At 62.8% G+C, this 25456-nt stretch carries 25 protein-coding genes; 9 read left to right on the forward strand and 16 right to left on the reverse strand.

Going from position 1 to position 25456, the window contains the following annotated elements; genetic code table 11:
* Window positions 1-15: 15 nt before the first annotated feature.
* A complete protein-coding gene (locus AB7783_RS15155) occupies window positions 16-1152 on the reverse strand; it encodes an amino acid ABC transporter substrate-binding protein (RefSeq protein WP_246297833.1) in 1137 nt (378 codons plus the stop codon).
* Between the two features lie 239 nt (window positions 1153-1391).
* Here AB7783_RS15155 and AB7783_RS15160 point away from each other — a divergent pair, with 239 nt between their 5' ends.
* Entirely contained in the window at window positions 1392-2297 is a 906-nt protein-coding gene (locus tag AB7783_RS15160; protein ID WP_175368379.1) for a LysR family transcriptional regulator, read from the forward strand.
* A gap of 5 nt (window positions 2298-2302) precedes the next feature.
* Here AB7783_RS15160 and hutX read toward each other — a convergent pair whose 3' ends face one another.
* The 3 genes from hutX to AB7783_RS15175 form a co-directional block, all read right to left on the reverse strand.
* The gene (gene hutX, locus AB7783_RS15165; RefSeq protein ID WP_441278092.1) at window positions 2303-2809 is read right to left on the reverse strand and encodes a heme utilization cystosolic carrier protein HutX; all 507 of its coding nucleotides are present in this window, start codon (window positions 2807-2809) and stop codon (window positions 2303-2305) included.
* Window positions 2810-2856: 47 nt separating this feature from the next.
* The gene (locus AB7783_RS15170; protein WP_089265326.1) at window positions 2857-3195 is read right to left on the reverse strand and encodes an antibiotic biosynthesis monooxygenase family protein; all 339 of its coding nucleotides are present in this window, start codon (window positions 3193-3195) and stop codon (window positions 2857-2859) included.
* Window positions 3196-3293: 98 nt separating this feature from the next.
* A complete protein-coding gene (locus AB7783_RS15175) occupies window positions 3294-5660 on the reverse strand; it encodes a TonB-dependent hemoglobin/transferrin/lactoferrin family receptor (RefSeq protein ID WP_441278093.1) in 2367 nt (788 codons plus the stop codon).
* A 270-nt stretch (window positions 5661-5930) separates the two neighbouring features.
* On the opposite strand from AB7783_RS15175, the gene hemP reads away from it, so the two are divergent.
* From hemP to AB7783_RS15210, 7 genes are all read left to right on the forward strand, one after another.
* On the forward strand, window positions 5931-6125 hold the full coding sequence (gene hemP / locus AB7783_RS15180; RefSeq protein ID WP_068735289.1) for a hemin uptake protein HemP: 195 nt from the start codon (window positions 5931-5933) through the stop codon (window positions 6123-6125).
* Window positions 6122-7102, forward strand: coding sequence for a heme/hemin ABC transporter substrate-binding protein (locus AB7783_RS15185; protein ID WP_441278094.1), 981 nt, complete (start codon window positions 6122-6124; stop codon window positions 7100-7102). Before hemP ends, AB7783_RS15185 begins: the two co-directional genes overlap by 4 nt.
* A gap of 1 nt (window position 7103) precedes the next feature.
* A complete protein-coding gene (locus AB7783_RS15190; RefSeq protein WP_441278095.1) occupies window positions 7104-8201 on the forward strand; it encodes a FecCD family ABC transporter permease in 1098 nt (365 codons plus the stop codon).
* Window positions 8202-8206: 5 nt separating this feature from the next.
* On the forward strand, window positions 8207-9028 hold the full coding sequence (locus tag AB7783_RS15195; protein WP_441278096.1) for a heme ABC transporter ATP-binding protein: 822 nt from the start codon (window positions 8207-8209) through the stop codon (window positions 9026-9028).
* Window positions 9029-9172: 144 nt separating this feature from the next.
* Window positions 9173-9538: a response regulator gene (locus AB7783_RS15200; RefSeq protein ID WP_068735283.1), complete on the forward strand. Its 366-nt coding sequence runs from the start codon at window positions 9173-9175 to the stop codon at window positions 9536-9538.
* Window positions 9539-9652: 114 nt separating this feature from the next.
* The gene (locus AB7783_RS15205; RefSeq protein ID WP_441278097.1) at window positions 9653-10942 is read left to right on the forward strand and encodes an amidohydrolase family protein; all 1290 of its coding nucleotides are present in this window, start codon (window positions 9653-9655) and stop codon (window positions 10940-10942) included.
* A 37-nt stretch (window positions 10943-10979) separates the two neighbouring features.
* Window positions 10980-12338 carry an FAD/NAD(P)-binding protein gene (locus AB7783_RS15210; protein ID WP_441278098.1) on the forward strand — a complete coding sequence of 453 codons (1359 nt, stop codon included), beginning with the start codon at window positions 10980-10982 and terminating at the stop codon, window positions 12336-12338.
* On the opposite strand, the gene AB7783_RS15215 is transcribed toward AB7783_RS15210, so the two are convergent.
* Genes AB7783_RS15215 through AB7783_RS15245 form a run of 7 tightly spaced genes read right to left on the reverse strand, consistent with a single transcriptional unit; the run spans window position 12335 to window position 19716 of the window.
* On the reverse strand, window positions 12335-13108 hold the full coding sequence (locus AB7783_RS15215) for an ABC transporter permease (RefSeq protein ID WP_175368370.1): 774 nt from the start codon (window positions 13106-13108) through the stop codon (window positions 12335-12337). The two genes, AB7783_RS15210 and AB7783_RS15215, sit on opposite strands and share 4 nt — an antisense overlap.
* The gene (locus AB7783_RS15220; RefSeq protein ID WP_441278099.1) at window positions 13105-13923 is read right to left on the reverse strand and encodes an ABC transporter ATP-binding protein; all 819 of its coding nucleotides are present in this window, start codon (window positions 13921-13923) and stop codon (window positions 13105-13107) included. Before AB7783_RS15220 ends, AB7783_RS15215 begins: the two co-directional genes overlap by 4 nt.
* A gap of 34 nt (window positions 13924-13957) precedes the next feature.
* Entirely contained in the window at window positions 13958-14986 is a 1029-nt protein-coding gene (locus AB7783_RS15225) for an ABC transporter substrate-binding protein (RefSeq protein WP_441278100.1), read from the reverse strand.
* Window positions 14987-15038: 52 nt separating this feature from the next.
* Window positions 15039-16043, reverse strand: coding sequence for an amidohydrolase family protein (locus tag AB7783_RS15230; RefSeq protein WP_441278101.1), 1005 nt, complete (start codon window positions 16041-16043; stop codon window positions 15039-15041).
* A 9-nt stretch (window positions 16044-16052) separates the two neighbouring features.
* Window positions 16053-18347: a xanthine dehydrogenase family protein molybdopterin-binding subunit gene (locus AB7783_RS15235; protein ID WP_441278102.1), complete on the reverse strand. Its 2295-nt coding sequence runs from the start codon at window positions 18345-18347 to the stop codon at window positions 16053-16055.
* The gene (locus tag AB7783_RS15240; RefSeq protein ID WP_441278103.1) at window positions 18344-18841 is read right to left on the reverse strand and encodes a (2Fe-2S)-binding protein; all 498 of its coding nucleotides are present in this window, start codon (window positions 18839-18841) and stop codon (window positions 18344-18346) included. The genes AB7783_RS15235 and AB7783_RS15240 overlap by 4 nt, the downstream gene beginning before the upstream one ends.
* Complete coding sequence (locus AB7783_RS15245) at window positions 18838-19716, reverse strand: FAD binding domain-containing protein (RefSeq protein WP_441278104.1); 879 nt, start codon at window positions 19714-19716, stop codon at window positions 18838-18840. Before AB7783_RS15245 ends, AB7783_RS15240 begins: the two co-directional genes overlap by 4 nt.
* Window positions 19717-19857: 141 nt before the next feature.
* Here AB7783_RS15245 and AB7783_RS15250 point away from each other — a divergent pair, with 141 nt between their 5' ends.
* On the forward strand, window positions 19858-20664 hold the full coding sequence (locus AB7783_RS15250; RefSeq protein WP_170849559.1) for an IclR family transcriptional regulator: 807 nt from the start codon (window positions 19858-19860) through the stop codon (window positions 20662-20664).
* A gap of 22 nt (window positions 20665-20686) precedes the next feature.
* Here AB7783_RS15250 and AB7783_RS15255 read toward each other — a convergent pair whose 3' ends face one another.
* The 5 genes from AB7783_RS15255 to AB7783_RS15275 are packed head-to-tail and all read right to left on the reverse strand — an operon-like array spanning window position 20687 to window position 25440.
* Window positions 20687-22138 (reverse strand): aldehyde dehydrogenase, encoded by a 1452-nt coding sequence (locus tag AB7783_RS15255; protein ID WP_441278105.1) that lies wholly within the window; start codon window positions 22136-22138, stop codon window positions 20687-20689.
* A 33-nt stretch (window positions 22139-22171) separates the two neighbouring features.
* A complete protein-coding gene (locus AB7783_RS15260) occupies window positions 22172-22894 on the reverse strand; it encodes an ABC transporter ATP-binding protein (RefSeq protein WP_320445145.1) in 723 nt (240 codons plus the stop codon).
* Window positions 22887-23630: an ABC transporter ATP-binding protein gene (locus tag AB7783_RS15265; RefSeq protein WP_441278106.1), complete on the reverse strand. Its 744-nt coding sequence runs from the start codon at window positions 23628-23630 to the stop codon at window positions 22887-22889. The genes AB7783_RS15260 and AB7783_RS15265 overlap by 8 nt, the downstream gene beginning before the upstream one ends.
* On the reverse strand, window positions 23627-24574 hold the full coding sequence (locus AB7783_RS15270; protein ID WP_441278107.1) for a branched-chain amino acid ABC transporter permease: 948 nt from the start codon (window positions 24572-24574) through the stop codon (window positions 23627-23629). The genes AB7783_RS15265 and AB7783_RS15270 overlap by 4 nt, the downstream gene beginning before the upstream one ends.
* Window positions 24571-25440 carry a branched-chain amino acid ABC transporter permease gene (locus AB7783_RS15275; protein WP_068735257.1) on the reverse strand — a complete coding sequence of 290 codons (870 nt, stop codon included), beginning with the start codon at window positions 25438-25440 and terminating at the stop codon, window positions 24571-24573. Before AB7783_RS15275 ends, AB7783_RS15270 begins: the two co-directional genes overlap by 4 nt.
* Window positions 25441-25456 lie beyond the last annotated feature (16 nt).

Raw genomic sequence — 25456 nt, forward strand, 5'->3', positions numbered from 1 at the left:
TTTTCGGGATCATGCTCAGTTCACGCCGAGCTTGAAGTCGCCCTGCTTGATCGCATCGGGGAACAGCACCACGGGCTTGCCGGCCTGGATCTGGAAGACCGGAGGTTCGAGCGAGTTGATCTGGCCATTGGCGCCGAATTTCACCGGGCCCCAGAAGGTCACGACGTCCATCTTGGCGAGTTCGTCACGCACCTTGTCGCGATCCAGCGAGCCGGCCTTCTCGATGGCCATCTGGAACAACGCACCGCAGACGGCAGCCGAAGCATGAGCATAGTCGGGCTCAAGCTTGTACTTGTCCTTGAACAGCTTCACGAAGTTGGCGGTGGTGCCGAAAATGTCCTTGCCGTTGTACTGTTCGGCCGGATGCCACCACGACGCGCTGGAGATGTTCTCGGCGCTCTGCCCGGCGGATTCGATGAATTCCTGATAGGCCGGACCGGCGATCATGGTCACGACATTGGCCTTCATCTGCTGATCGACCATCTGCTTGCGGATCAGCAAGAGATCGTTGGTGTAGCCGGTGACGAACACCCATTGCGGATTCAGTGACTTGATCTGCGACAGGGTTGCCGAGTGGTCGAGCGTGTTGATGGCGTATTTCTCGAAATAGACGACTTCGAGACCGTTGGCCTTGGCGGACTTTTCCATTTCCTGTGCGATGGCCAGCGGAAACAGATCGTTACGTGCAAGAATCGCGACCTTCTTGACGTCGGCAGCCTTGGCCTTGACGAGCTGCGTCAGCGGCGTCGTCAGCGTGTCGTTCGGGGTGAAGGTGCCGAACAGGTATTTGTAGTTCTGGTCATAGACCTGGGACGACGACGCCGTCGCGGCCAGCATCGGCACCTTGTATTTCTCGGCGATCGTGCTGGCGGCCTTGGCGGCGCCCGAGCCGAACGGGCCGAACATGAAGTTCACCTTGTCCTGGGTGATCATCTGTTCGGTGGTCTGCACCGAGCGCGGCGTGTTGGACTGATAGTCCGAATAGACAATCTCGACCTTGTACTTCTTGCCGCCAACATCGATGCCGCCGGCCTTGTTGGCCTGCTCGGCCCAGAGGTCATAGCCCTGCTGCTGCTTCACGGCTTCCGGCGCCAGCGGCCCGGTGATCGGCAGCGGCGCGCCGAAGCGGATGACATCCTGCGCCGAAGCCATTGAGGAGGTCGCTCCCAAACCAGCCGCAGCCAGCAGGAGGGATGCGGAAAAAGCCGAGACAGCAAGCCGGGGATGAAACATCCAAATTCTCCATCGATGACGGGACCGTGACCTGATCAAAACTCTGTCAAATTTAGATTTCGAATAAAAGCATTGAATTTCGATGTGAGAGGTCTGAAAATCAGAACGCTAGTCAGGTCCTGCCATCGCGCTGGGCAGCCAGCAGCGAGGGACTGACCATGATCGAATCCACCGCCATTCGCTATTTTCGCGTGGTTACCGAGTCCGGATCGATCAAACAGGCCGCCGCAGCGCTCCGCATCGCCCCCTCCGCCATTAGCCGGCAGGTGCAGGGTCTGGAGGAGGAGCTTGCGGTCAAGCTGTTCGAGCGCGGCGCGCGCGGCATGAACCTGACCGATGCCGGCCACGTGCTCTATCGCTATGCAGTCGAGAACCGCAGCCAGCTCGACGGACTGCGCAGCCAGGTCGAGGAATTCGCATCGCTGCGCCGCGGCCAGGTGAAGATCGCCACCGTCGAAGGCATGCTGTCGAGCTTCCTGCCCAACTCTTTCGTCGACCTGTCGCAGCAATATCCGGGGATCGCGCTATCTGTCACCGCCGTGGGCGCTCGCGATGTGGTCGAGATGGTCAGCCAGAACGAGGTCGATCTCGGCCTGATCTTCGGTCGTGCGCCGCGACGCGATCTGATCGAACTCGGACGCATGCGGCAACCGGTCTGCCTGATCGTCGCGCCCACGCATCCGCTCGCCGGCCAGAACTCATACGCGATGAAGGATCTTGCAGGGTTGCGCGTGATCCTTCCGGACCCATCCTTCGGCATTCGTCAGGAACTCGACAAGTCCTGCGCACAGGCTAGTGTGCGGCTGGAAATGTGCAGCGAGACCAACTCGCTGGCCTTCACCCAGACCGTGGCTGCCCGCACCGATCTTGCGACATTCCTGCCGATGGTCTCGGCGACGGCGGCCATCAACGCCGGCACACTGGTCGCGATCCCGCCGCGCGACCGCAGGCTTGAGTCAACACAGGTGACGCTGGTGCAGTCGGCCGCGCGCATGGCATCGCCATCAACGCGACTGGTCGCCGAGATGCTGGTGGCGCAGATGAAGGACAGTGAAGAAGGGTAGACGCTTTAAGCAGCGAGCTTTCCAGCCAGCGCGCGGAACCGCTCAAGCTGATCCTGCTTCAGCGCGCGGGTCTCGTCGCGGCCCACGAAGACCTTGAACATCACGCCGCCATCGACATTGAGGAATGCAACGAAAGCCGACGACTTGCCCATGAAGGGCCGCTCGACGAAAGCGACGCCGCCGCAGCGCTCATGACGCAGATGGCCATGCAGGCCCTTGGGCTGCGTCAGATTGTAGTAGCCGTGGCCGATGGCGCCCGGCGACAGCGGTGCGGTGGTTTCGAAGATGCCGTCCTCGGTATGCACGATCAGCGTCACCTCGCCCCATTCGGCGATATCCGTCATCGCCGTGACGAACGCATCGCCGCCGCCGCCGATGGTCACCATCCCTTCGGGCAGCGCTTCCAGCACGACACGCGGCGTGACGCCCCGCTCACGCGCAACGGTCTCGATCACGGCACCGGGATTCTCCGCCATATAGGTCTTCAGCGCGGCGAGATCCGTGTTCAGCATGAGATGGCTCCGTGATCGATCATTGGTGTGAGACGCAGTGCCTGCGATCAGGCCGCAGCGCTCTTGCGGCGCTCGGACTGGATCACCTCGAAACCCTCGAACTTGGGGTGACCGAGATAGAGGCTGGCGCCTTCCGACTTGTTGTCCGCGCGGGCATGCGCCTTGCGGAACTGCTCGGACTTGGTCCAGCCCTCGAAGTCCGCCTTGCTGGCCCAGACCGTATGCGACGAATACAGCGTGTGATCCTCAGCTGCCGGCCCTTTCAGCAGGCTGAACTCGATGAAGCCCGGCAATTCTGAGAGATAGGATTCGCGGGTCGCCCAGATATTCTCGAAAGCGGCTTCGGATCCGGTTTTGACCTGAAAGCGGTTCATGGCGATGAACATGGATGTCTTTCCTTTCGTGACGTCGAGAACCTATCATAACCGAAATCGCGCCCGGACATGAGCGCGATTCCTTGGAGGCTGGTGGATGCAGATGGCGATTATGCGCCGCCGAAATGCACCTTGATGCCACCCTTGTAAACGATGCCCGGACCAGGGGCAGTCCAGAGAACGTCGTTCTGAGTGGTGCCATCGGCACCCGCGCCTGGAATGGCGTAGGGGCGATAGTACTGATTCAAGATGTTGTCGACGCCGAAGTTGAGGGTGATATCTGGCGTGGGCTGATAGGCCACGTACAGATTGACCAGATCATAGGCGGTCGATGGTACATAGCCGACCGGGATATCAGTGTTGGCACCGACTGAGGCCCACTGAGCCGAGATGACCAGCTTGCGATCCAGCAAGCGGACACCGCCGGTGGTCGTGACCTTGCGCGGCTGGATCGTCGCCAGACCAACATTGGTCTGGGTGTTCTTGCCGCGCTGAAGCGTGGCGCCGACACCCAGGAACCAGTCGCCTGCATCATACGATGTCTCGGCTTCGAAGCCCTCGATCTTTGCCGAGGCGATATTCTGGTACTGGTAGAACTGGCTGAACAGGCCCGGAATCGGGAAGCCCATGAAGGTCAGCGGCGAAGCGACCGGGGTCGAAGCGACCAGATCGATATAGTCGTCGACATCGTTGCGGAAGAAGTTGAACTTGGCACGGAAGCTATCGCCCGCCGTGAAGATGCCGTTGTACTTCAGATTGACGCCGACTTCCTTGTTCTTGCCGACTTCAGCGCGCAGGTTCGGGTTCGGCCGGAAGCAGAACAGACCTGAGGTGCCATCAGGACAGTTGAACAGCGTCGGACCGCCACCGGTGGCGTGACCACCCGCGATCAGTGTCTCTGTGATCGACGGCGCGCGATAGCCCTCGGCGTAGCTCACATAAGGCGTGAAACCAGCAACGGGCGTAACGCCGACGGTGATCTTCGGCGAAAGGCGATCGCCGCTCGACGAAGTTGTTCCGGCAACCCCTGTGCCCGACGAATTCAGTTCGTAGTGATCGTAACGCAACGCGCTAATGACTTCGAGCCAGGTCGAGTAGTTGTTCTTCAGCTGAATGAAGCCGCCGCCCACCGTCCGGTCGCCGCTCGGTGTGGTGATGTTGGAGTTGCCTCGGGAATCGAAGGTCGAGACCTTGTCGTTGAAGACATCGAAACCGTAGGTGACGGCATTGCGCCATCCGCCGAAATCGAAACGCGACGTGTTGTTGACGTCCACACCGATCGTATCGAGCAGATAACCACGGCGATCGCCGACGCAGCCCGAAATATTGTTGCCAGGATTAGCAAGCGTACACGTGCCCGAGCCCGCGGTGATACGGTTGTTGTAGGTCTTGACCTGATCGTTGTCGGTTCGGTTGCCGTACAGCGTGGCGCTCCAGTCGAACAACATGTCATCCGGCTTGGAGTACTTCCAGGTCACCGTACCGGTATAGGTCTTCGCCGTGGAGCCATAGACGGACGAGCCGGCGATGGCCGCAGCCGGCGCCGCCGTGGTAGTCCCGCCACGGTTCATCTGACCGATGCTGTACTGATAGTCCTGGAAGATACCGCCGAACTTGATCTCGTGACCATCAGCAGGACGGACCGTCAGCTTCATCAAGCCGGCGGCAATATCATTTCCGGTGTTGCCAATCTCGGTGCCGTCGCCGTCCTTGTAGTTGCCTTGTGTCCTGTAAACCGCGCCGCCAAACACGTCGACCGTCGGGTCGACACGCACGCCGCCGAATACCGAACCCATGCCACGGGCATTGTTGGAGCCGTAGGAGCCGCTCATATCCACGCCCCAGCGCTCGCCAGGCCGCAGGACGTCATTGATGTCCTTGGTACGGAACGAGGCGACGCCGCCGATGGCACCGGAGCCGTAGATATTGGCAGTCGGGCCGCGGGTGATATCGATGCCGCCGATCAGTTCGGGCTCAAGGAAGAACGAGCCATTCGCATTGTGACCGGAGCGCTGATAGTTCTGGCGCGCACCATCGACCACAACGGCGACACGACCGAAGTCCTGCAAACCGCGGATATTGATCGCCGTGGACGGATCATCGCCACGATCCTGCATCCAGACACCGGGGACATTGTAGAAAAGCTGGCTCAGCCGGCTCGGCTGCTGCAGCTGGATCTGCTCCTGCGTCACGACGCTGACGGGCGCCAGCGCATCGATGGCGCGCTCCTGGGTCTTCGAAGCCGTCACCGTGATTTCATCGAGTGACTGGCCGCTGCGGCTGGCCTGCGCATTGGCGTTAGCTACCTGCGCCGGCACGGCCGCCGGCTTGGCAGCAGCACGCTTTTTCTTGGCGGGTTTCGGCTTTTGCGGCTGCACGTCGCCTGCCTGCGCGGCGGCCTGTGCCAAGGCGGTCTCGGAGACCAACGCCCCCATTGATACGATCGACACACCCAACAACAAGGCGCGCGTAGTCATGCCCCCAAGAGCCATAGCCTAATCCCCAAACACAAATTTCAACGGATCGTGGCTGGCTGGCGCTGCACGAGGCAGTGAGCTTGCTGGCTCTCGAATGCGACTCGGGGACCCCTGCCACCAAGTTGCCATTTTCGATTACGGTTCATTAACGGGGGGGTCAAGCAATCCCCGCCCTGTTTATACTGATTATAGACTGCAGTGCTTGGCGATGAGGTGCGACAAAACCTATAACGATGACAGAGACTTTTACGGATGGGATAGATCGGCGCTATGGATACGGGTTCTCACGACGGCAGCGCTGCCGCTCACGCCAAATCCTCAGCCGGACGCAATGTGGTCATAAATGGCGACCGGATGGACAGCAAGGAGCTGTTCGCGGATCAGCGTGAGTTGCTGATTACGCATGGCGACGAGACTTATCGCCTGCGCCTGACGTTCCAGAACAAGCTGATCCTCACCAAATGACCGCCGGCCTCCCTGTTCGACGTCATCGCATCGCACATGCGCTGCAATGTGTAGTGCTTGCCGGCACGCTGGCGCTGTCAGCCGCGGCCGCGGCGGAAGACGCCGTTGTGCGCGACGCACGCGGACGCGACGTCACCATCGGCCACCCGACCCGCATCGTCTCAATCGGCGGCGCGGTGACCGAAATCCTTTATGCCCTCGGCGCTGACGACCGTATCGTCGCCGTCGATACGACCAGCCTGTATCCACCGAAGGCCATGGCCGACAAACCCAATGTCGGTTACATGCGGCAACTCTCTGCGGAAGGCGTACTGGGGCTGAATCCGCAACTGGTACTGGCGATTGCGGGCTCCGGCCCAAAGGAAACCATCGACGTCATCGACGCCGCCAAGATCCCACTCATCATGGTGCCGGATACGTTCACCGAAGCCGGCATGGTGGAGAAGATCCGGCTGATCGCCAAGGTCGCGGGTGTCGAGGCACGCGGCGAATGTCTTGCCAATGCCGTGGCCGGCGATCTTGCCGCGCTGCGTGAATTGCGCGCCAAGGTGAAGACCCCGCCACGGGTGATGTTCGTGATGTCCTTCCTCGATGGCCGCGCCATGGTCGCAGGCCAGAAGACGGCAGCCAACGAGATCATCAAACTGGCCGGCGGTGTGAATGTCGCGGACAGCTTCGACGGCTACAAGATCATGAGCGATGAAGCGATCGCCGCAGCCAAGCCGGATACCGTGCTCTCGATGGAGCGCGGCAAGGATACGCTGCAGGCCGACACCGTGTTTGCCAGCCCGGCATTCGCACTGACGCCGGCCGCGAAGACCAGGAGCCTGGTCGCCATGGATGGCCTCTATCTGCTCGGCTTCGGTCCGCGCACGGCCGCCGCCGCACGCGACCTCGCCGTCAAGCTCGACCCGGCGCTGTCGTCCGAGGCTGCAACGTTCAAGCCCGTCTCGCTCGCCGTCAACTGCCGCCAATAAGATGAGCGCTGCCGACGCCAAGCTGACTGCGTTTGTCAGAACGACCGGTCGGGTGCGTCGCCCTGCCACCGTTATCGTACTGTGCGGCCTGCTCGTGGCACTGCTGCTGACGGTGCTGCTTGCCGCCACCGTGGGTGCCGCCGGCATCCCACTGTCCCGCCTGCCCGCAGCACTTGGCCTCGCGGCCGCCGACCCCGGCAATCAATTTGCCGCGCGCGATCAACTGATCCTGTGGTCGATCCGGATTCCGCGCATTGCCATCGCCGCCATGATCGGCGGCATGCTGGGCGCCGCCGGCGCGATCATGCAGGGCCTGTTTCGCAATCCCCTCGCCGATCCGGCGCTGGTCGGCGTCTCCAGCGGCGGGGCGTTTGCTGCAGCGGGCGCCATCGTCATCAGCGACAGCCGCTTTGCGCATTATGTGAGTTTTCTGCAGCCCTTTCTATTGCCATTAGCCGCCTTCATCGGCTCGCTGCTCACCACCATCATTCTCTACCGAATTTCCAGCCGCAGCGGACGCACCTCCATCGCGCTGTTCCTGCTCGCCGGCATTGCCATCGCCGCGATTGCCAATGCGGGCATCGGGCTGCTGGTCTTCATCGCCGACGACCGGCAATTGCGCGACATCACCTTCTGGCTGCTCGGCTCGCTCAGCGGCGCCACCTGGAGCAAGGCGGCAACGATTGCGCCTATGCTGGCGCTGGGCCTGATCGGCATGCTGTTCACCAGCCGCGGCCTCGATGTGCTGATCCTCGGCGAGTCCGAGGCCTTTCATTCCGGCGTCGATGTGGAGCGCCTCAAGCGCATCTGCATCGTGCTGGTGTCGGTCATGACCGGCGCGGCAGTGTCTGTCTGCGGCGTGATCGGCTTTGTCGGCATCGTCGTGCCGCACCTACTGCGGCTGATGATCGGACCGGGTCATCGGCTGCTGCTGCCGGCATCCGTCGGTCTCGGCGCCAGCCTGCTGGTTGGAGCCGATACGCTGGCCCGCACCATCGTAGCGCCGGCCGAGATGCCCATCGGTATCCTGACCGCCGCCGTGGGCGCGCCGATCTTCCTGCTGATCCTGCTGCGCCAGCGCGGGCTGGTGGGGCTGTGACGTTAATGGCCAATACACCCGTCCTCACAGCATCCGGCATCTCGCTAACCATTGGCCAGGCCACGCTGCTCAATCACGTCGATCTCGCCATCACCAGCGGCGAGATGGTCGCCATCGTCGGCCCCAACGGCGCCGGCAAGTCGACACTGCTGCGCCTGCTCTCGGCCGATCTGCGTGCGTCGCGCGGCGCCATCACGCTGAAAGGCCGCGACCTCCACGCCTGGTCGCCCGCCGAACTGGCGATGCGGCGCGCGATGCTGTCGCAACATGTCAGTGTGAGCTTCCCATTCACGGTCGAGGAAGTCGTGCAGATGGGGCGGGGCAACCTGCCGCTGGCTTCAGCGCAAGCGCTGGTCGATGCCGCCATCGATGAAGTGGGCCTTGGCGACTTCCGTCATCGCGAATTGCCGACGCTGTCAGGCGGCGAGCAACAGCGCGCGCATTTCGCGCGCATCCTCGTACAGCTCGCCTGCGGTGAAGCTGTGCATGGTCCTGGCATCCTGTTGCTCGACGAGCCCACATCATCGCTCGATCTGCGCCATCAGATCGAACTCGTCGAAATTTCGCGGCAGCGTGCGCGCAACGGCACAGCCGTGATCGCAGTGCTGCACGATCTCAATCTCGCCGTTCGGTTTGCTGACCGCATCATCGTGATGCGTAGCGGCGCCGTTGCAGCCGAAGGAACGCCTGCGGAAACAATCACCAGCGATGTCATTCGCCGCGTGTTCGATATCGATGTCGTCGTTGCACGTACCGATGACGGCGCGCCCTATCTGCTGCCGCAGATGATGCAACAGATTGCGACTTCAACTTCCGTAGCGGGTTAGCTGCAGTTCTGCCGAGCGCATCAGCCTGCGCAGGCATGCATATGCATGAGTAACATTGTTGCTCACGGGAACTCACTTTTATCTGAACCCCTGGCGAACTCACGCATTGCCCTCCTGTCGCAACCAAACCACGGAGGCTCCCCCATGGGTTATGCACACAGGTCGACAGCGCTGGTGGTCGAGAACGACGAAGCACAACGCACACTGGTCAGCCTGCTGCTCGAAGAGAGCGAGATGAACGTCATCGAATGCGAAAGCGCGGAGGCGGCCGTACTGGTGCTGGAGGAATCCGGCGACAATGTTGCGATGGTCTTCACCGACGTGGAACTCGCGGGCATGATGGACGGCATCGAGCTCGCTTATCTGGCCAAGCAACGATTCCCCGATATGCATGTGATCGTGACTTCGGGTGCGCCTCGCGTGCGTCGGCTGCCCGACGGCACACTGTTCATGGCCAAGCCATGGAGCCCGATCGATCTGCTCCGCGCCGCACAACAATCGTTTCACTGATACAGGTCAAATCGTCCGCGCGGACCGGCGGATGCCGCCCGCGTGGGACCGTCTTGCATTGCTGCAGCGCAACGCCGATAATTCGGCGACCACACCTGCAGCAGCAAGGGTTTCATGCCGTTCGACCTCCTCATTCGCAACGCCACGCTTCCCGACGGCCGCACGGGCCAGGATATCGCCATTGAATCGGGCCGTATCGTCGCGGTGCAGCCCAATCTGGCGGGAGAGGCCGGACGTGTGATCGATGCCGCCGGTCATCTGGTCTCGCCGCCATTCGTCGACATCCACTTCCATATGGATGCAACGCTATCGCTGGGCCTGCCGCGCCTGAATGTGTCCGGCACCCTGCTCGAGGGCATTGCGCTGTGGGGCGAGTTGAAGCCACACCTCACCTATGAGGCACTGGTCGAGCGTGCGTTGCGCTATTGCGATCTCGCGGTGGCACAGGGCCTGCTCGCGGTGCGTACCCATGTGGATATCTGCGACGACCGGCTGCTCGCTGTTGATGCGCTGCTCGACGTCCAAAAGCAGGTCGCGCCCTATCTCGACCTCGAACTGGTCGCGTTCCCGCAGGACGGCTATTTCCGCTCGCCGACGGCTGCTCAAAATCTCGCCCGTGCCCTCGACAAGGGCGTCAGCATTGTCGGCGGCATTCCGCATTTCGAGCGGACCATGGCCGATGGCGCCGCGTCGGTGAAAGCACTCTGCGAGATCGCCGCCACGCGCGGACTGCGCGTCGACATGCATTGCGATGAAAGCGACGATCCGCTCTCGCGCCACATCGAAACGCTGGCTTACGAGACCCAGCGGCTGGGATTGCAGGGTCGCGTGGCCGGCTCGCATCTGACCTCGATGCATTCGATGGACAACTACTACGTCTCGAAGCTGCTGCCGCTGATCGCGGAGGCCGGCGTCGCTGCGATCGCCAACCCGCTGATCAACATCGTGCTGCAGGGTCGCCACGACAGCTACCCCAAGCGCCGCGGCCAGACCCGTGTGCCAGAGATGCGGCCCTACGGCATTAACGTGGCCTTCGGCCAGGACTGCTGCATGGACCCGTGGTATTCGCTGGGCTCGGCGGACATGCTCGAAGTCGCGCATATGGGCCTGCATGTCGGGCAGATGACCAGCCGCGACGCGATGCGTTTCTGCTTCGACACCGTCACCACCAATCCGGCAAAGATCATGGGCCTCGATGGCTACGGCCTCGATGTCGGCTGCAACGGCGACCTCGTGCTGCTACAGGCGCGCGATCCCATCGAGGCGATCCGGCTGAAGGCGACACGGCTCGCGGTCGTGCGCCGCGGCAAGGTGATCGCCGAAACACCAGCACGGATCGGCCGACTCGCGCTCGATGGCCGTCCAACATCGGTCGATCCGGCCGCCTACGCGCCGCCGACCTGATATCCCTCGATCTCCTTTCCTCGCATCGTCCGGCAGCATGACATCAGCCTCTCCCCATTCCCTACGCGTCGCCGTCATCGGCGGCGGCGTGGCCGGCGCGTTCACCGGCATCATCATGTCCAAGCTGCCGCAGATCGGGCCGATCACCGTGCTGGATCGCGATGGCGCCTTCGGGCGCGGACTCGCCTATTCCGCGAAAGCCAAGTGGCACCGCATCAACGTCCCAGCCTCAAAGATGGGCGGACTCGGCGCCGAAGATAACGGCTTCGTCGAATGGTTGACGGAGACGGGCCAGGCAAACTGGCCGGACTATTCAACCTCATTCGTGCCCCGCCGGGTCTATGGCGACTACATCTCGACGAAGTTCAACGAATTGACGGGCAGCGGACGCGTGACGCCGCGGCAGGATGTGGCTCTGAGTGTGACGCGGCAGGGCGATGGCTATCGCGTTGCGACAGCATCGGGCGCGACCATCGACGCCGATCTGGTGTTCCTCTGTCTTGGCAACCAGCCGCCGTCGCCATTTCCCGGCATCGAGGCATCGCCGCGCTCGATCACCAATGTCTGGGCGCCGGGCGCGCTCGATCCGATCGGCAAGGACGATCGCGTGCTGGTCATCGGCACCGGCGCCACTGCCGTCGATATGGTGATCGATCTCGTTCATCGCGGCATGCGCGCGCCCATCACGATGGTCTCGCGGCGCGGGTTGCTGCCGCTGATCGACGTGCCGGCGCAGACCGATCCCGATCCGATGAACTCATTCCCGGTGCCCACCGCGCGTGGGCTTCTGGCGGCATTGCTCAGGGACACCCGCCGCAAGGTTGCCGCGGGCATTCCATGGCAGACGATGGTCGATACGTTTCGATTGTCCATCGGTGAACTCTACAGGAATGCCTCCGAGACCGAACGTGCCCGCTTCGCGCGGCATCTGCGCGCGATCTGGATGGTGCATCGGCATCGGCTGGCGCCCGACGTCGCCGAACTGCTGGAGCAGTTGCAGCGAGACAAGCAGCTCGATGTGATCGCGGGTCGCATCACCAGTGCAGTTGCGACACCATCAGGACATGACGTCACTATCCGCAAGCGCGGACACGGCGAGACGGTCAACCTCGCCACCAACTGGATCCTGAACTGTACCGGCCCGGAAGAGCGTTATGATCGCCTGGGCGATCCGCTCATCAAGTCGCTGCTCGAAACCGGGCAAGTGCGGACCGGCTTCAACGGCCTCGGCCTCGATGTCGCCCCAACCTGCGAACTGCGCGACAGCGCCGGTCATGTTCAGCCCGGCTTCTATGCCATCGGCCCGGCGACGCGCGGCGCGTTCTGGGAAGTGACTGCGGCATCCAATATTCGGCGGCAGTTGCTGGCCGTGAGCGAGCAGTTGAAGACGCTCTAGCCCTTCCGCCACGGCACGATGGCGCGCTCCAGCGCGTCGAAGCCGGCATTCATCACGAAGCCGATAATCGCAATGACAAACAGGCCGACATACATGGTCTGGACATCGAACAACTCCCACGCATTCCAGATCATGTAACCCAGCCCCTGTTTGGCGCCGACCATTTCGGCGATGGCGATCAGGACGAGGCCCATGCCCGCGCCGAGCTTGATGCCGGTCATGATCAGCGGCAATGCGCCGGGCAGCGCCACGGTGCGAAACATGTTGAAGCGGCTGGCGCCGAAGTTGCGGCCAACATCGAGGAAGATCGGCGCGATCTGGCGCACGCCAGCGGCGGTATTGATCACCACCGGATAGAACACGCCGATCGCGACCATGGCGATCTTCGAGCTTTCACCGAGACCGAAGATCAGCAGGATCAGCGGCAGCAGGGAGCTCTTCGGAATTGGATAGGTCGCCGAGATCAGTGGATCGAAGGCTGCACGTATCGGTCGATACAGGCCGATCGCGAGCCCGATCACGATCGCTGGCACGCAGCCAACGACAAAACCGGCAGCGAGGCGATAGAGGCTGGCTCCCACATGACGCCACAGCGCGCCGGAGGAAGCGAGTTCAAACAGATGCCCAATGATGTTAGAGGGCGCCGGAAAGAACCTGACATCAACGATGCCGGTGCGCGCGCAGATTTCCCATAGGCCCAGTAGCACCAGCGGCGACAGGATGCTGATGGCGCGGTCGCTCCACAGTGAACGGGTGCGAACCGAACTCATGCCTTGCTCCCCGGCTCGCGGCTGCGCGCGCGATCAACCTCTTCGCGGAGCTGCGCCCAGATATCATAGACCAGTTCGCCGTAAGCCGGCGTGTGCCGGAGTTCGACGACATTGCGCGGCCGCGGCAAGTCGACCGGCACGATGGTCTTGATGCGCCCCGGCCCCGCTGTCATGACCATGATGCGATCGCCGAGCGTCACGGCTTCATCGACACTGTGGGTGATGAAGACGACGGTCTTGCGGGTCTCTTCCCAGATCCGCAGCAGCTCTTCATGCAGCAGCGTCTTGTTCTGCTCGTCGAGCGCCGAGAACGGTTCGTCCATCAGCAGGATATCGGGATCGTTGGCAAAGGCGCGCGCGATGGAGACGCGCTGGCGCATGCCGCCCGACAATTGATGCGGATAGAGCGTCCGCGCGCCATACATGCCGGTCTTGTTCAGATAGTGCCCGACCACGTCGTCGATGCGCGCCTTCGGGACATTGCGCATCGTCAGGCCATAGGCGGCGTTGTCCCAGACGGTCATCCAGGGAAACAACGAGTCCCCCTGGAACACCATGGCGTTCTGCGGATGGCCGGGCTGCGGATTGGCGATATCGATCCGGCCTTCCGATGGCGCATCCAGTCCGGCAAGCATGCGCAGCAACGTCGTCTTGCCGCAGCCGCTTGGACCGACCACCACGAAGAAGGTGCTGGCCGGGATATCGAGCGTGATCCGGTCCAGCGCCAGTTGCGTATCGTGCCGCTTGGTGACGTCGCGCAGGCTGATCTTCGGCACGGGCACCGGCCCGCTATTCCCGATTGCTGCTGTCGACATCTGCACCGTCATCGCCACACTTCTCTTCACCGTTTCACTTGGGCCGTGCGAACGGCCCCAGGACTGGCTTCAGTGCATCGACATAGGACATGTCGACGACCTTGGCTGCCTCGATGTCGCTGGTGACCAGCCCGCGCGACTTGAAATAAGCGAGATCGGTTTCGACGCTGGGAAGGTTGATCTGGCCGTCGGGATCGATGAACACCGGCACGATCTGATGCAGCAGCGCCGTGTCCTTGATGCCCGTCATCTCGGCAATGTCCTTGATCATGTCCTCGGCGCCGGGCCCCGCGATCTTGCCGTCCTTCAGCGTCGCAGCATAAGCGCGCACCCCGCGCAGATAGGCCTTGAGAAACGCCGTCACTGTTTTGCGGTCCTCGGCAAACTTGCCATTGATCAGCAGCATGGCTGTCTGCTGCACCGGATAGAAATCGTCGAGGCCGACAAAGCGCACAGCGACATTGTTGCGCACCATCGCCGTCACGCCCGGCTCCGCCGAGATCGCCGCGTCGATCGCCTTGTTGGCGAAGGCGGTGAGATGCTGCGGGAATGGCAGGAAGAGCTTCTCGATGTCCTCGTCCTTTAGCCCGGCCTTCTTCAGCGCCTGATTGATGACCGACTCATCGGCTGCGCCATTGGCGATGATCGCGACCTTCTTGCCCTTGAGATCCGCAAGCGACTTGAATGCACCTGACTCGATCAGATCCTTGCGCACCATCAGCGCCTTGTAGCTATAGCCCGCGATATTGGTGCCCTTGTCCGCCACCATCTTCAGCTTGAGACCGCGATTGACGGCATTATAGAGCCCGGCGGAGGCCGCGCCTGCCGATGCGTCGAGATCGCCTGCGCCGAGCGGGGCCACCATCTTGGCGCCGGAATCGAACGGGATCAGTTCAACCTTGACCCCCTCTTCCTTGAAGTAGCCGCGCTTCTCGGCGAGGAACAGACCTATATCCGATGACAGATTGGTCGTCCCGACCTTGACCGTCTTCATCTCTTGGGCGTTCGCAAGACCCAGCATCGACATCGCAACACCGGCGGCAACAAGCAGACGTTTCAGCATGATCGGTCCTCTTTATCTCGCATGAAGATGATACGGCAGAACACACCGCAGCTCAGGGCAAACGTGGAAACAGACGCCTCGGATTGGTTTCAGTAATCAGTTCTATATCGGCAGCGGAAAAGCCCGCAGCCTTGACGCTAGCGAGGGGATCGCGATCCGCCGGCGGGAAGGACTCGTCAGTACCGAGCGCCACACGTTCGATGCCCACGGTATCGGCGAGGAAACGCAACGCTTTCGGCGCATGCACGATGCTGTCATAGCCGATGCGCGATGCGTAGACCGACGGGTCGCATTGCGCGACATCGCCCTGTCCCGCGCGATCCATCCGCGCATGCATCACATCGAAGCGGCCCAGCAGATAAGGAAATGTGCCGCCGCCATGGCTGAGGACGATCGAGAGCGCCGGGAAGCGATCGAGCACACCCGAGAAGATGATCGAGCCGATGCCGAGCGTGGTGTCGAACGTGTATTGGGCGATCTGAGTCAGGGCGAACTTCGCGGCGCGCGGCGCAGCATCCACCAGCACGGGATGCAGGATGACTGGCAGTCCCAATGCTTCCGCCTTAGCCCAGAACGGATCGAGCGGCTTCTCTCCGATATTGACGCCCTCAACATTGGCCGGGACCATCACCGCGACCGCCCCGAGATCCACGGCGCGATCGAGTTCGGCCGCAGCATCTGCAGCGTCGACCAAGGGCACCGATGCGACGAACGAAAAGCGGTCATTGTTTGTATGGCACCACTCGCCCAGCGTGTCGTTGAGCATGCGGTGCCAATGCGCGCAGGCATCTTTCGCCAGACCGTAGCCATAGATGTCCGGCCATGTGGCAACCAGTTGCCGGTCGAGACCCTGGCGGTCGAGGCTGGCACGGCGTTGTTCAACCGGCTCGACCAGTTGAGGGAAGAACGGCCGAACCCTGAAACCATAATCGAAGCCGAGGGCCGGCGGCTTGCCATTCCCGGCTGGCAGCAGCCTCACGCCGCAATAGGCGCCGCGGCCCTCGATGGCGGACAGCAGCTGCGGCGGCACATAATGGGCATGGATATCGATCGGCACGATCAGTCCCTATGCAGCGGTGATTGCGCGCGCATGCGCATTCTTGATGAGGCGCCACAGACGCGGCGGCGTCAGCGGCAAGTGATGAATCTCGACATTGAGCGGCGCCAGCGCTGCCGCCACCGCATTGGCCGTCGCTGCAGCCACAGCAACGATACCGCCCTCGCCCGCCCCCTTGGCACCCAGCGGATTGCTCGGCGACGGCCGCAGCTCCAGCGTTACCGCGCGCAGCGCCGGAAAATCGCTCGCGGTCGGCACCAGATAATCGGCCAGAGAGGCGTTCAAGAGCTGTCCCTGATCGTCATAGATCAGATGATCGAGGAAAACGCCACCCAGTCCCTGCACGATCGCGCCGATCGCCTGTCCGTGCACGATGGCCGGATTGATAGCGCGACCGACATCTTCGACTGCGATATAATCGAGAACTTTCACCGCGCCCGTGCGTGGATCGACAGTGACATGCGCCGCATGGGTGCCGTAGCTATAGGTGCGCACATCGTTGGCGAATGTGCCGTCTGCCCGCAATTGGCGCCCGGCTGCGAGCGCCGCAAACGACACCGACGCGCCGTTATCGGCGATGACGTTCGCACTAATGATCTTCAACTCGCTGTTCGGCCTGCCCAGGTGATTGGACGCCTGCTGCAGGATCTTCTCGCGCAGCCGGGTCGCCGCGTCGAGCACGGCCGAACCGCCCATCACCACCGCGCGCGAATGATAGGTGCCAAAGCCCTCATCGAGCAGCGTGGTCGAGCCATGCAGCACACGGATGCGATCGAACGGGATCGACAGCGTATCCGACGCGATCTGGCCGAGCACCGTCTCCAATCCCTGCCCTAGCACCGATGAGCCAACGGCCACCGTCAGCGAGCCGTCCTTCTCAAGGGTGAGCGCTGCGTTTTCCTTCGGGCCGGCACCGCCGCTTTCGACGAAACAGCCGAGCCCGACGCCATGACGTACACCATCTATCAATTTGCCTTGCAGATGACGTTTCTCGTGCCAGCCGATCTCCTTCAAGGCACGCTCGAACACCTTGATATAGTCGCCGGTGTCGTAGGATGTCGGCCCCTCATAGGGCACGAGCCCATCGATCGGATAAGGCAATTCCTGTTCGGTGATCAGGTTCTTGCGCCGGAATTCGGCGACGTCGATGCCGAGATCGATCGCGGCCATGTCGATCAACCGCTCGCGAAAGAAATTCGCCTCGAAGCGGCCCGGCCCGCGATAGGTCCCGACCGGCGTTTTGCTGGTCATGAAGGCTTCGACCGACACACTGACATGGGGAATACGGTAAGGGCCGGGCAGAAACTGCGCCGCCTTGGCCGGCACCACGCCGCCATTGGTGCGGATATAGGCCCCCATATCGGCGAACACCCGGCCGCGCAGACCCAGCATCAATCCGTCACTGCGGCAGGCGAGCGACAATTCGCAGACGACATCGCGGGAGTGATTGATCGCCATCAGATGCTCGCGGCGATCCTCGATCCATTTGACCGGGGATGCCAGTTTGCGGGCAGCGAAGGGGATCAGGAAATCCTCGGGATAGAATTCGCCGCGTACACCGAAGCCGCCGCCGACATCGATCTCGATCAGATCGATATCATCCTCGCGAAGGCCCAACATCTGCGCCAACGCGCGGCGGTTATAGAACGTAACCTTTGTCGCGCCTGTGACGATGAGCCGACCGGCCGATGAATTCCATTCGGCGAGGAGGCCCCGCGTTTCCATGGGCAGCGCCGTGTGGCGCTGCACGCTGAAGCGCTCGGTGCGGACATAGTCCGCGGACGCGAAGGCCGCATCGGCATCGCCAAAACCGGCATCGTAGCGCAGCGCGACGTTATCTTCGGCGAAGTCGAAGAGCGGAGTTTCACTTGCGCCGCGCTCTGTGACTGCAGACAGCGCTTCAAATTCGATGCCGATCCTCTCCAGCGCGTCCTCGGCCAAAGCGCGGCTGTCGGCGACCACGACAGCGATGGGCTCACCGACATAGCGCACCTTGTCGCTTGCCATGACGGGCTGGCGGAATGGCTCGAATTCGGGCAGCGGCGCCAGGCGCAGCGGGATGATGGGGATGGTGTCGCCGATATCCTGCGCCGTGAGCACGGCGTGAATGCCCACCATGGCCAGCGCGGCCGATGCGTCGATCGCCACGATCCGCGCATGGGCGATCGGGCTGCGCAGGATCGCCGCATGCAGCATCCCCTCGACGGCAAGATCGTCTGCAAAATTGCCGGATCCTGACAGGAAACGCGCATCCTCCATACGCTCGACCGCGCTGCCGACCAGGAGTTTGGCGGCTTCGGTCATTGCGCGGCCTCGCATTGCACATCGCTATAGGCAATACGGGCTTCCATGATCGCCGCGATGATCGGCAGATAACCGGTGCAGCGACACAGGTTTCCGGAAATCACCTCGCGGATGCGGTCCTCGTCCGCATGCGGCTCTTCGGTCAGCAATGCATGGGCAGTCGTGAGGATGCCGGCGGTGCAGAAGCCGCACTGCAAAGCGTGATGTTTGCGGAACGCAAGCTGCAATGCACTGAGATGCGCGGCGCTGCCAAGACCCTCGACGGTGGTTATCTCTCGCCCTTCTGCCTGCGCCGCCAGCATCAGGCAGCCGCGGACGGCGGCACCATCGACGATGACCGTGCAGGCACCGCAGACACCGTGCTCGCAGCCCAGATGCGTGCCGGTCAGGCGGAGCTCGTTGCGCAGCGCATCCGCCAGCGTGGTGCGAGGTTCGACCGTGACGGTCACCGCGGCACCGTTGACGGTGAAATGGACGGGACGGGCCGACGTCATGCGGCCTCCGGCAGAGTGATATTGGCTGCGCGCGCCAGCGCCCGCTCCAGCAACACGCCGAGAAGATCGCGGCGATAGGCGGCTTCCGCGTGGATATCATCGGCGGGATCGAGCGCATCCCGTGCGACAGCCGCAGCCTGCAAAATCACGTCGGCATCGATCCGGCGGCCATCGATGATCGCCTCGACACCGGGCAGCCGCATCGGACGATCGGCAACGCCGATCACCCCGATATGCGCGTTATACGCCAGGCCCTGCGCGTCGATGTCGTAGAATGCGGCAACACCCGCCAGCGCAAAATCTCCGCGGCGGCGCGCAAATTCCTCGAAGGCCCAGCGCCGCGCCTTCTTCCAGAGCGGCAGGCGTATGCTGGTCAAGATTTCGTCGGCCCCCAGAACTGTGCTGAGGCCGCCGGTGATGAATTCATCTGCGCGCACGATGCGCGTCCCGGTCGGTCCGACGATCGTCAGCATCGCATCGCAGGTCACCGCAATGCCGGGCATTTCGGCCGCCGGATCGGCATGGGCCATGCTCCCCCCGACGGTGCCGCGGTTACGGACCTGGTAATGCGCGACATGGGCGATGGCAGCCGCCAGTAGCGGATGCGCCTGTGCGAGCCGCGCATCACGCTCGATATCCCGCCAGGTCACGAGGGCGCCAAAGTCGATGCCCTCAGCGGAAATACTGATACTTTTGAGATCTGGCAGCCGTCCGATATCGACCAGCACGCTTGGCGCCGCCAGCCGGAAAGCAAGCATCGGCATCAGGCTCTGCCCACCCGCGATCACCTTGGCATTGCCGCCATGAACCGCGAGCGCGGCAATCGCCTCGGTCAGCGTAGCAGGGCAAATATAGTCCAGCGGCGGAAGCTTCATGGGCTGATTTGCTACTTCTCAATTGCTGAGAACACTATCTTATCTTATAAGAAGGTACGCGCACGGCAATGTTTGTTGGTGCGCAAATGATATCCACATGCTGCCGTTTCCATTGGCAAGCATTACCGAATGGAGGTTCCGTTGGCCATCAAGAGAGCCGCAACTGCGTCGAAACGCGTCGACCAGACGGACCGTCCTGCTGCTGCAGATGGCAGTTCGCGAAAGATACTTCGCGCGTTGCTGGCCTTCTCCACCGATCGTCCGCGGCATTCCGCAGAAAGCCTGTCTGAACAGATCGGGGTGCCACTGTCGTCGACCTATCGGTACATTGGCATCTTGCGCGAAGCCGACCTCATCGACGAAGATGGCCGCGGCTCGTTCGTGCTCGCGCCACGCGTCATCGGCCTGGCTCAGGCGGCCCGCGCCGGCACCGACCTTGCCTCCATTGCGCGCCCCTTCATGAAGCGCGTCTCTCAGGAGGTCGGAGAAACCATCATCTTGCTGCGCCGCTCGGCCGATCGCGCCGTGTGCATCGAGCGCGCCGAGTCATCGTCACGCATTCGCCTGACCTTCGAGGTCGGAACGGCGTTGCCGCTGCACCGTGGCGCCGGACCGAAAATGCTGCTCGCGCACATGCCCGAAGCTGAATGCGAGACAATCCTCGACGACGCCGTTCGGCGCGATCCCGGCTTCGCACCACATCGCAGGCTGCTGGTGCGCGAGCTCGCCGTGATCCGCGAGCAGGGATGGTCGGAGTCGCGCGCGGAAATCACACCGCATGTTTATGCCGTCTCCGTTCCCGTCCGCGATTCCGGTGGCGTGATCGCCGCAATCTCTTTCGTGACGCCGGCATTCCGCACGCCGAAAGCCAGCCAGATCAGGTTGCGCGAGCATCTGCAGCACGCGGCCGCAGATATCAGCAAGGCCTACGCTGCCGTCAGCTTCTGACGGCCGCGTGTAACGGACACGATCAGATCGGATAGTGCTGCGGGCCGGTCTCGATGGTGATCCAGCGCAGTTCGGTGAATTCGGCAATGCCGGCCTTGCCGCCGAACCGACCGTAGCCCGACGCCTTCACCCCGCCGAACGGCATCTGCGCCTCGTCATCCACGGTCGCGCCGTTAATGTGGCAAATGCCGGACTCGATCCGCTTGGCGACTTCCAGCGCCCGGGCGATATCGCGGCCGAACACCGCCGCCGATAGTCCGTATTCGGTATCGTTGGCAACGCGCACGGCTTCGTCCACGCCATCGACGCGCACGACACTCACGATCGGCCCGAATGACTCCTCATTGTAGATCCGCATCGCCGAGGTGACGTGATCGAGCACTGTAGCCGACATCAGCGTGCCATCGACGCTACCACCCGCCACAACACGGGCACCCTTGCCCACGGCGTCCTTGATCAGCGCCTGCATGCGATCCGCAGCATCCTTGCCGATCAGTGAACCGAGCGGTGTATCGCCCTTGCGCGGATCGCCGGCGACTAGGCTACCCGCCTTGGCCGCGAGCTTAGCCACGAAGGTGTCGGCGATCTTCTGATCGACAACAAGCCGCTCGGTGGACATGCAGATCTGCCCCTGGTTCATGAATGCTCCAAAGGCCGCGGCCGCCACTGCTGCATCGAGATCAGCATCGTCGAGCACCACCAGCGGCGCCTTGCCGCCGAGTTCAAGCAGCACTGGCTTGAGATATTTGGCGGCGGTCTCTGCGATGATGCGGCCGACGCGGGTCGAACCGGTAAAGTTGATCCGGCGCACGGCGGGATGCGAGATCAGCGCATCGATCAGCGCGGGCGCATCTTCCGGCGCGTTAGTGATCACATTAAGTACGCCAGGCGGCAGACCGGCTTCGCGCAGGCACTCGCCGATCAACCGATGTGTGCCCGGACAGATTTCCGATGCCTTGAGAATGACCGTGTTGCCGCAGGCCAGCGGCAACGCCACAGCCCGCACGCCCAGAATGACCGGCGCATTCCACGGCGCGATGCTGAGCACGACGCCCGCGGGCTGGCGGATCGCCATCGATATGCAGCCAGGCTTATCGGAAGGGATCACCTCGCCAGAAATCTGCGTCGTCATCGACGCCGCTTCGCGCAGCATGTTGGAGGCGAGATGAACATTGAAGCCGGCCCAGCCGGCAGTCGCGCCGGTTTCCGTCGCCATCAGCGCGATAAAGTCAGGGGCCTTGCCGGCAAGAATGTCCGCGGCCTTCAGCAGTATGGCGCGGCGTGCACCGGGGCCTGTTGCGGACCACGCTGGGAAGGCGGCGGCTGCGGCATCAGCGGCGCGCTTGGCATCGGCGACCTGCGCGGCAGCGGCGCGCGAGGCGATATCGCCGGTCATCGGATTGAGACGATCGAATGTCGCGCCGTCGATGGCCTGCACATCCTGGTTCTCGAGCAGCAGATTGATCTGGTTCATGGCGACGTCCTCCGTTGACTGTTTTTGAAATGCTCAGGCAGCGCCGCTGGCGAGCCCACCAAGATAGGCGCGGCGCACGGCGTCGTCGGATTGAAGGGCTGCAGCGGTGCCGCTGCCGGTGATCTTGCCGTTCTCGATCAGATAGCCGCGATCCGCGATGGCGAGACTCTCGCGCGCGTTCTGCTCGACCAGCAACAGCCCGACACCCGTCTCACGCACTTTGCGCAAGGCGGCGAACAATTCGCGGACCAGCAGTGGCGAGAGGCCAAGGGACGGTTCGTCTAGCAGAAGGATGTCGGGATTGGACATCAGTGCGCGGCCGATTGCCACCATCTGCTGCTCGCCGCCGCTCATGGTGCGCACCGTCTGCGCCAGGCGTTCGCCGAGCCGAGGAAACAGCGTCATCACCTTGGCACGCTGCGTTGCCTCGACCGCCCGCGCACGCCTTGGATTGGCGCCGAGCAACAGATTTTCGGCCACGGTCAACTCTCCGAACACGCCGCGCCCTTCCGGTACCAGCGCGAGTCCGGCTTCCACGATCTCATGAGGCGGCAGACGGGACAGATCACGACCGGCGAGTTTGACGATCTTGGCTGGTGACGGCAGCAAACCGGCAATGGCCTTGAGCAACGACGACTTGCCGGCGCCATTGGCGCCGAGAATGACGATGATCTCGCCGCGCTCCACATGGAGCGCCGCATCGCTCAGCGCGTGATGCTGGCCATAGGTGACGCTGATGTTGGAGACCTCAAGCATCCGCCGGCACTCCCAGATAGGCTTCGATCACCGCGGGGTCGCTCAGCACAGCAGCTACAGGCCCTTCTGCAATCTTGCGGCCGCTGCTCATGACCACGCAGCGATCGCAGAGCGAACGGATCGCATCCATCACATGCTCGACCAGCAGGATCGACAGCCCCTCCTGTTTGAGCGATCTGATTAGCTCGATCCCGATCAGCAATTCGGACGGGTTCAGACCGGCGAGCCATTCGTCGAGTAGCAGCAGGCGCGGCTGCAGTGCCAGCGCGCGTGCCAGTTCGAGCCGCTTGCGGTCGATATAAGTAAGCTCCGATGCGCGCCGTCCGCCAAATCCGGCGAGACCGACCCGCGCGAGCAGGCCGGCCGCAGCTGCCGCCATCGCGTCGCGCGCAAGCGGCGCATGATGAAAGGCCAGGCCGGCCTCCACATTCTCCCCGCAGGTCATGCCGTCGAGCACGCGGACCAATTGGAAGGTGCGTGCCAGACCGAGACGCGCGATGCGATGGGTCGGCCAGCCCGCGATGTCGTGGCCGGCGAAGGCAATCACGCCAGCATTCGGCGACAGCACGCCGGAGATCAGGTTGAGCGCCGTGGTCTTGCCGGAGCCGTTGGGACCGAGCAGCCCGACGATCTCGCCGGCATGCACCGTCAGGTCGATTCCGTTGACGGCGACGAGACCGCCGAAGGCGCGGGTCAGACCTTCGATGCGGAGCACCGGCATCGCACTGGCGGTCATGCCTGTGCTCCCCGCACGTTCGAGGCTGAGGGTCGCCAGGCTTTGAGCTTCTCCCAGAGGCCGACGACACCCGACGGCAGCGCATAGACGATCAGCAGGAACACCACGCCCATGATCAGGGTCGATGTGCTGGGAAAGCGCGCGGACAGAAAGTCGAACAGCAGCGTCAGCGGAATGGCGCCGAGCGCCGGGCCCCATAGGCGATGCGCGCCGCCGAGCAGTGCCATGATCACCACTTCGAACGAAATGGTCGCGTTGAAGGCGATCGACGGCTCGATATAGGTGAAGCGCGGCGCCATGACCGCGCCGACCAGCGTCATGAAGGTGGCGGTGATGGTGAACAGCGCCACCTTGGCGATAGTGACGTTGATGCCGCAATGCCGCGCCACAGTCTCGTCTTCGCCGATGATCCGCAGCGCGAAGCCGAAGCGCGAGCGGGCGATCAGCCAGCCGGTACCGAACACAATGACGGCAAGCGCCAGCAGCTGCCAGTAAATGTCGTTCTGGGTGATATCGACAAAGACGTAACGCCCGAGCACACGGGTCTTGTTGACCTCGTACCAGACCACGATCTGGCGCACGAGTTCGGCGAGACCGAAGGTGAAGATGACGAAATGCACGCCGCTCAGCCGCAGCGTCGACAGGCCGACGATGACGGCCATGACCGCGCCGATCACGGCGGCGATCAGCAGCACCAGCGACCATGGCAATTGTTCGCCCAGAACGGCGACGGTGTATGCGCCGACACCAAAGAAGGCTGTGGTCGCCAGCGACACATAGCGCGTCGGGCCTGAAAACATGCCCCATGCCGTCGCCAACACCGTGAATTGCAAGAGACTGATCGCGAGCGCGAGGTGATAGGCATCGACAATCATCGGGACGAATGCGAGCGCAACCACGGCTGCGAGACAGATCGCACCGGTGGTCATTTGGGTACGGCTCATCGCTGCGCCCTCCCGAAAATGCCGGCCGGCTTCACCAGCAGCACGCCGAGGAACAGCGCGAAGTTAACAGCAAGCGTCAGTCCGGGATCGATAAAGGTCGCCACCAGCGCTTCGCTCAGTCCCAGCGCCAGCCCGGCGACGAGACAGCCCAGCAGATTGCCGACGCCGCCCATCACGACCACGATCAGCGCCTTCATGGTGAACACCACGCCAGAGGTGGCGCTGAAGGTCAGAAACATGCTGATCAGCACGCCGGCAGACGCTACCAGCGCGCCGCCGAGCGCAAAGGCCAGCGCCGATGTCCTGGTGACATCGATGGCAACAAGCTGTGCCGCGATGGGATCGACGGCCACGGCGCGGATCGACGTCCCGATCCGTGTGCGGGTCAGCGTCAGATAGAGCGCAAGGCCGACCACGACCGCAAGCCCGAATGCGATCAGGCGGTTCAGTGCCAGCACCTCGCCGACGATCGTCACCGGCACAGCGAGGAACGAGTAACTGAAGTAAGCGCCGCCAAACATGGTCAGCATGATGCCTTGCACGATGAACATCATGCCGAAGGTGGCGAGAATGCTGTCGACCTCAAGGGCGTCGCGGGTGCGCGCGCGGCGCACCAGCGGCGTAAGCAACACGCGATACAAGAGATAGCTGATGCCGAAACTGACCGGAATGACAAACGCCAGTCCTGCGAGCGGATTGAGCGCCCAGCCGGTGAACAGCCAGTAGGACGCAAAGGCCGCGCCGATCAGGAACTCGCCATAGGACAGGTTCATGATCCGCGCCACGCCATATTGCAGGGTGAGCCCCATGGCGATCAGCGCGTACATGCCACCCAGCACGAGGCCGGTGAGAACCGCGTTTGTCATTCTGTCAGACCGGATA

It is taken from the genome of Tardiphaga sp. 172_B4_N1_3, from assembly GCF_052076035.1.
Classification (GTDB): Bacteria; Pseudomonadota; Alphaproteobacteria; order Rhizobiales; family Xanthobacteraceae; genus Tardiphaga; species Tardiphaga robiniae.

Excerpts from the sequence above, each read along its gene's own strand:
- AB7783_RS15155 (WP_246297833.1), bottom strand. The coding sequence starts at position 1,152 with ATGGCTTCGGCGCAGGATGTCATCCGCTTCGGCGCGCCGCTGCCGATC.
- AB7783_RS15160 (WP_175368379.1), top strand. The coding sequence starts at position 1,392 with ATGATCGAATCCACCGCCATTCGCTATTTTCGCGTGGTTACCGAGTCC.
- hutX (WP_441278092.1), bottom strand. The coding sequence starts at position 2,809 with ATGCTGAACACGGATCTCGCCGCGCTGAAGACCTATATGGCGGAGAAT.
- AB7783_RS15170 (WP_089265326.1), bottom strand. The coding sequence starts at position 3,195 with ATGTTCATCGCCATGAACCGCTTTCAGGTCAAAACCGGATCCGAAGCC.
- AB7783_RS15175 (WP_441278093.1), bottom strand. The coding sequence starts at position 5,660 with ATGACTACGCGCGCCTTGTTGTTGGGTGTGTCGATCGTATCAATGGGG.
- hemP (WP_068735289.1), top strand. The coding sequence starts at position 5,931 with ATGGATACGGGTTCTCACGACGGCAGCGCTGCCGCTCACGCCAAATCC.
- AB7783_RS15185 (WP_441278094.1), top strand. The coding sequence starts at position 6,122 with ATGACCGCCGGCCTCCCTGTTCGACGTCATCGCATCGCACATGCGCTG.
- AB7783_RS15190 (WP_441278095.1), top strand. The coding sequence starts at position 7,104 with ATGAGCGCTGCCGACGCCAAGCTGACTGCGTTTGTCAGAACGACCGGT.
- AB7783_RS15195 (WP_441278096.1), top strand. The coding sequence starts at position 8,207 with ATGGCCAATACACCCGTCCTCACAGCATCCGGCATCTCGCTAACCATT.
- AB7783_RS15200 (WP_068735283.1), top strand. The coding sequence starts at position 9,173 with ATGGGTTATGCACACAGGTCGACAGCGCTGGTGGTCGAGAACGACGAA.
- AB7783_RS15205 (WP_441278097.1), top strand. The coding sequence starts at position 9,653 with ATGCCGTTCGACCTCCTCATTCGCAACGCCACGCTTCCCGACGGCCGC.
- AB7783_RS15210 (WP_441278098.1), top strand. The coding sequence starts at position 10,980 with ATGACATCAGCCTCTCCCCATTCCCTACGCGTCGCCGTCATCGGCGGC.
- AB7783_RS15215 (WP_175368370.1), bottom strand. The coding sequence starts at position 13,108 with ATGAGTTCGGTTCGCACCCGTTCACTGTGGAGCGACCGCGCCATCAGC.
- AB7783_RS15220 (WP_441278099.1), bottom strand. The coding sequence starts at position 13,923 with ATGTCGACAGCAGCAATCGGGAATAGCGGGCCGGTGCCCGTGCCGAAG.
- AB7783_RS15225 (WP_441278100.1), bottom strand. The coding sequence starts at position 14,986 with ATGCTGAAACGTCTGCTTGTTGCCGCCGGTGTTGCGATGTCGATGCTG.
- AB7783_RS15235 (WP_441278102.1), bottom strand. The coding sequence starts at position 18,347 with ATGACCGAAGCCGCCAAACTCCTGGTCGGCAGCGCGGTCGAGCGTATG.
- AB7783_RS15240 (WP_441278103.1), bottom strand. The coding sequence starts at position 18,841 with ATGACGTCGGCCCGTCCCGTCCATTTCACCGTCAACGGTGCCGCGGTG.
- AB7783_RS15245 (WP_441278104.1), bottom strand. The coding sequence starts at position 19,716 with ATGAAGCTTCCGCCGCTGGACTATATTTGCCCTGCTACGCTGACCGAG.
- AB7783_RS15255 (WP_441278105.1), bottom strand. The coding sequence starts at position 22,138 with ATGAACCAGATCAATCTGCTGCTCGAGAACCAGGATGTGCAGGCCATC.
- AB7783_RS15260 (WP_320445145.1), bottom strand. The coding sequence starts at position 22,894 with ATGCTTGAGGTCTCCAACATCAGCGTCACCTATGGCCAGCATCACGCG.
- AB7783_RS15265 (WP_441278106.1), bottom strand. The coding sequence starts at position 23,630 with ATGACCGCCAGTGCGATGCCGGTGCTCCGCATCGAAGGTCTGACCCGC.
- AB7783_RS15270 (WP_441278107.1), bottom strand. The coding sequence starts at position 24,574 with ATGAGCCGTACCCAAATGACCACCGGTGCGATCTGTCTCGCAGCCGTG.
- AB7783_RS15275 (WP_068735257.1), bottom strand. The coding sequence starts at position 25,440 with ATGACAAACGCGGTTCTCACCGGCCTCGTGCTGGGTGGCATGTACGCG.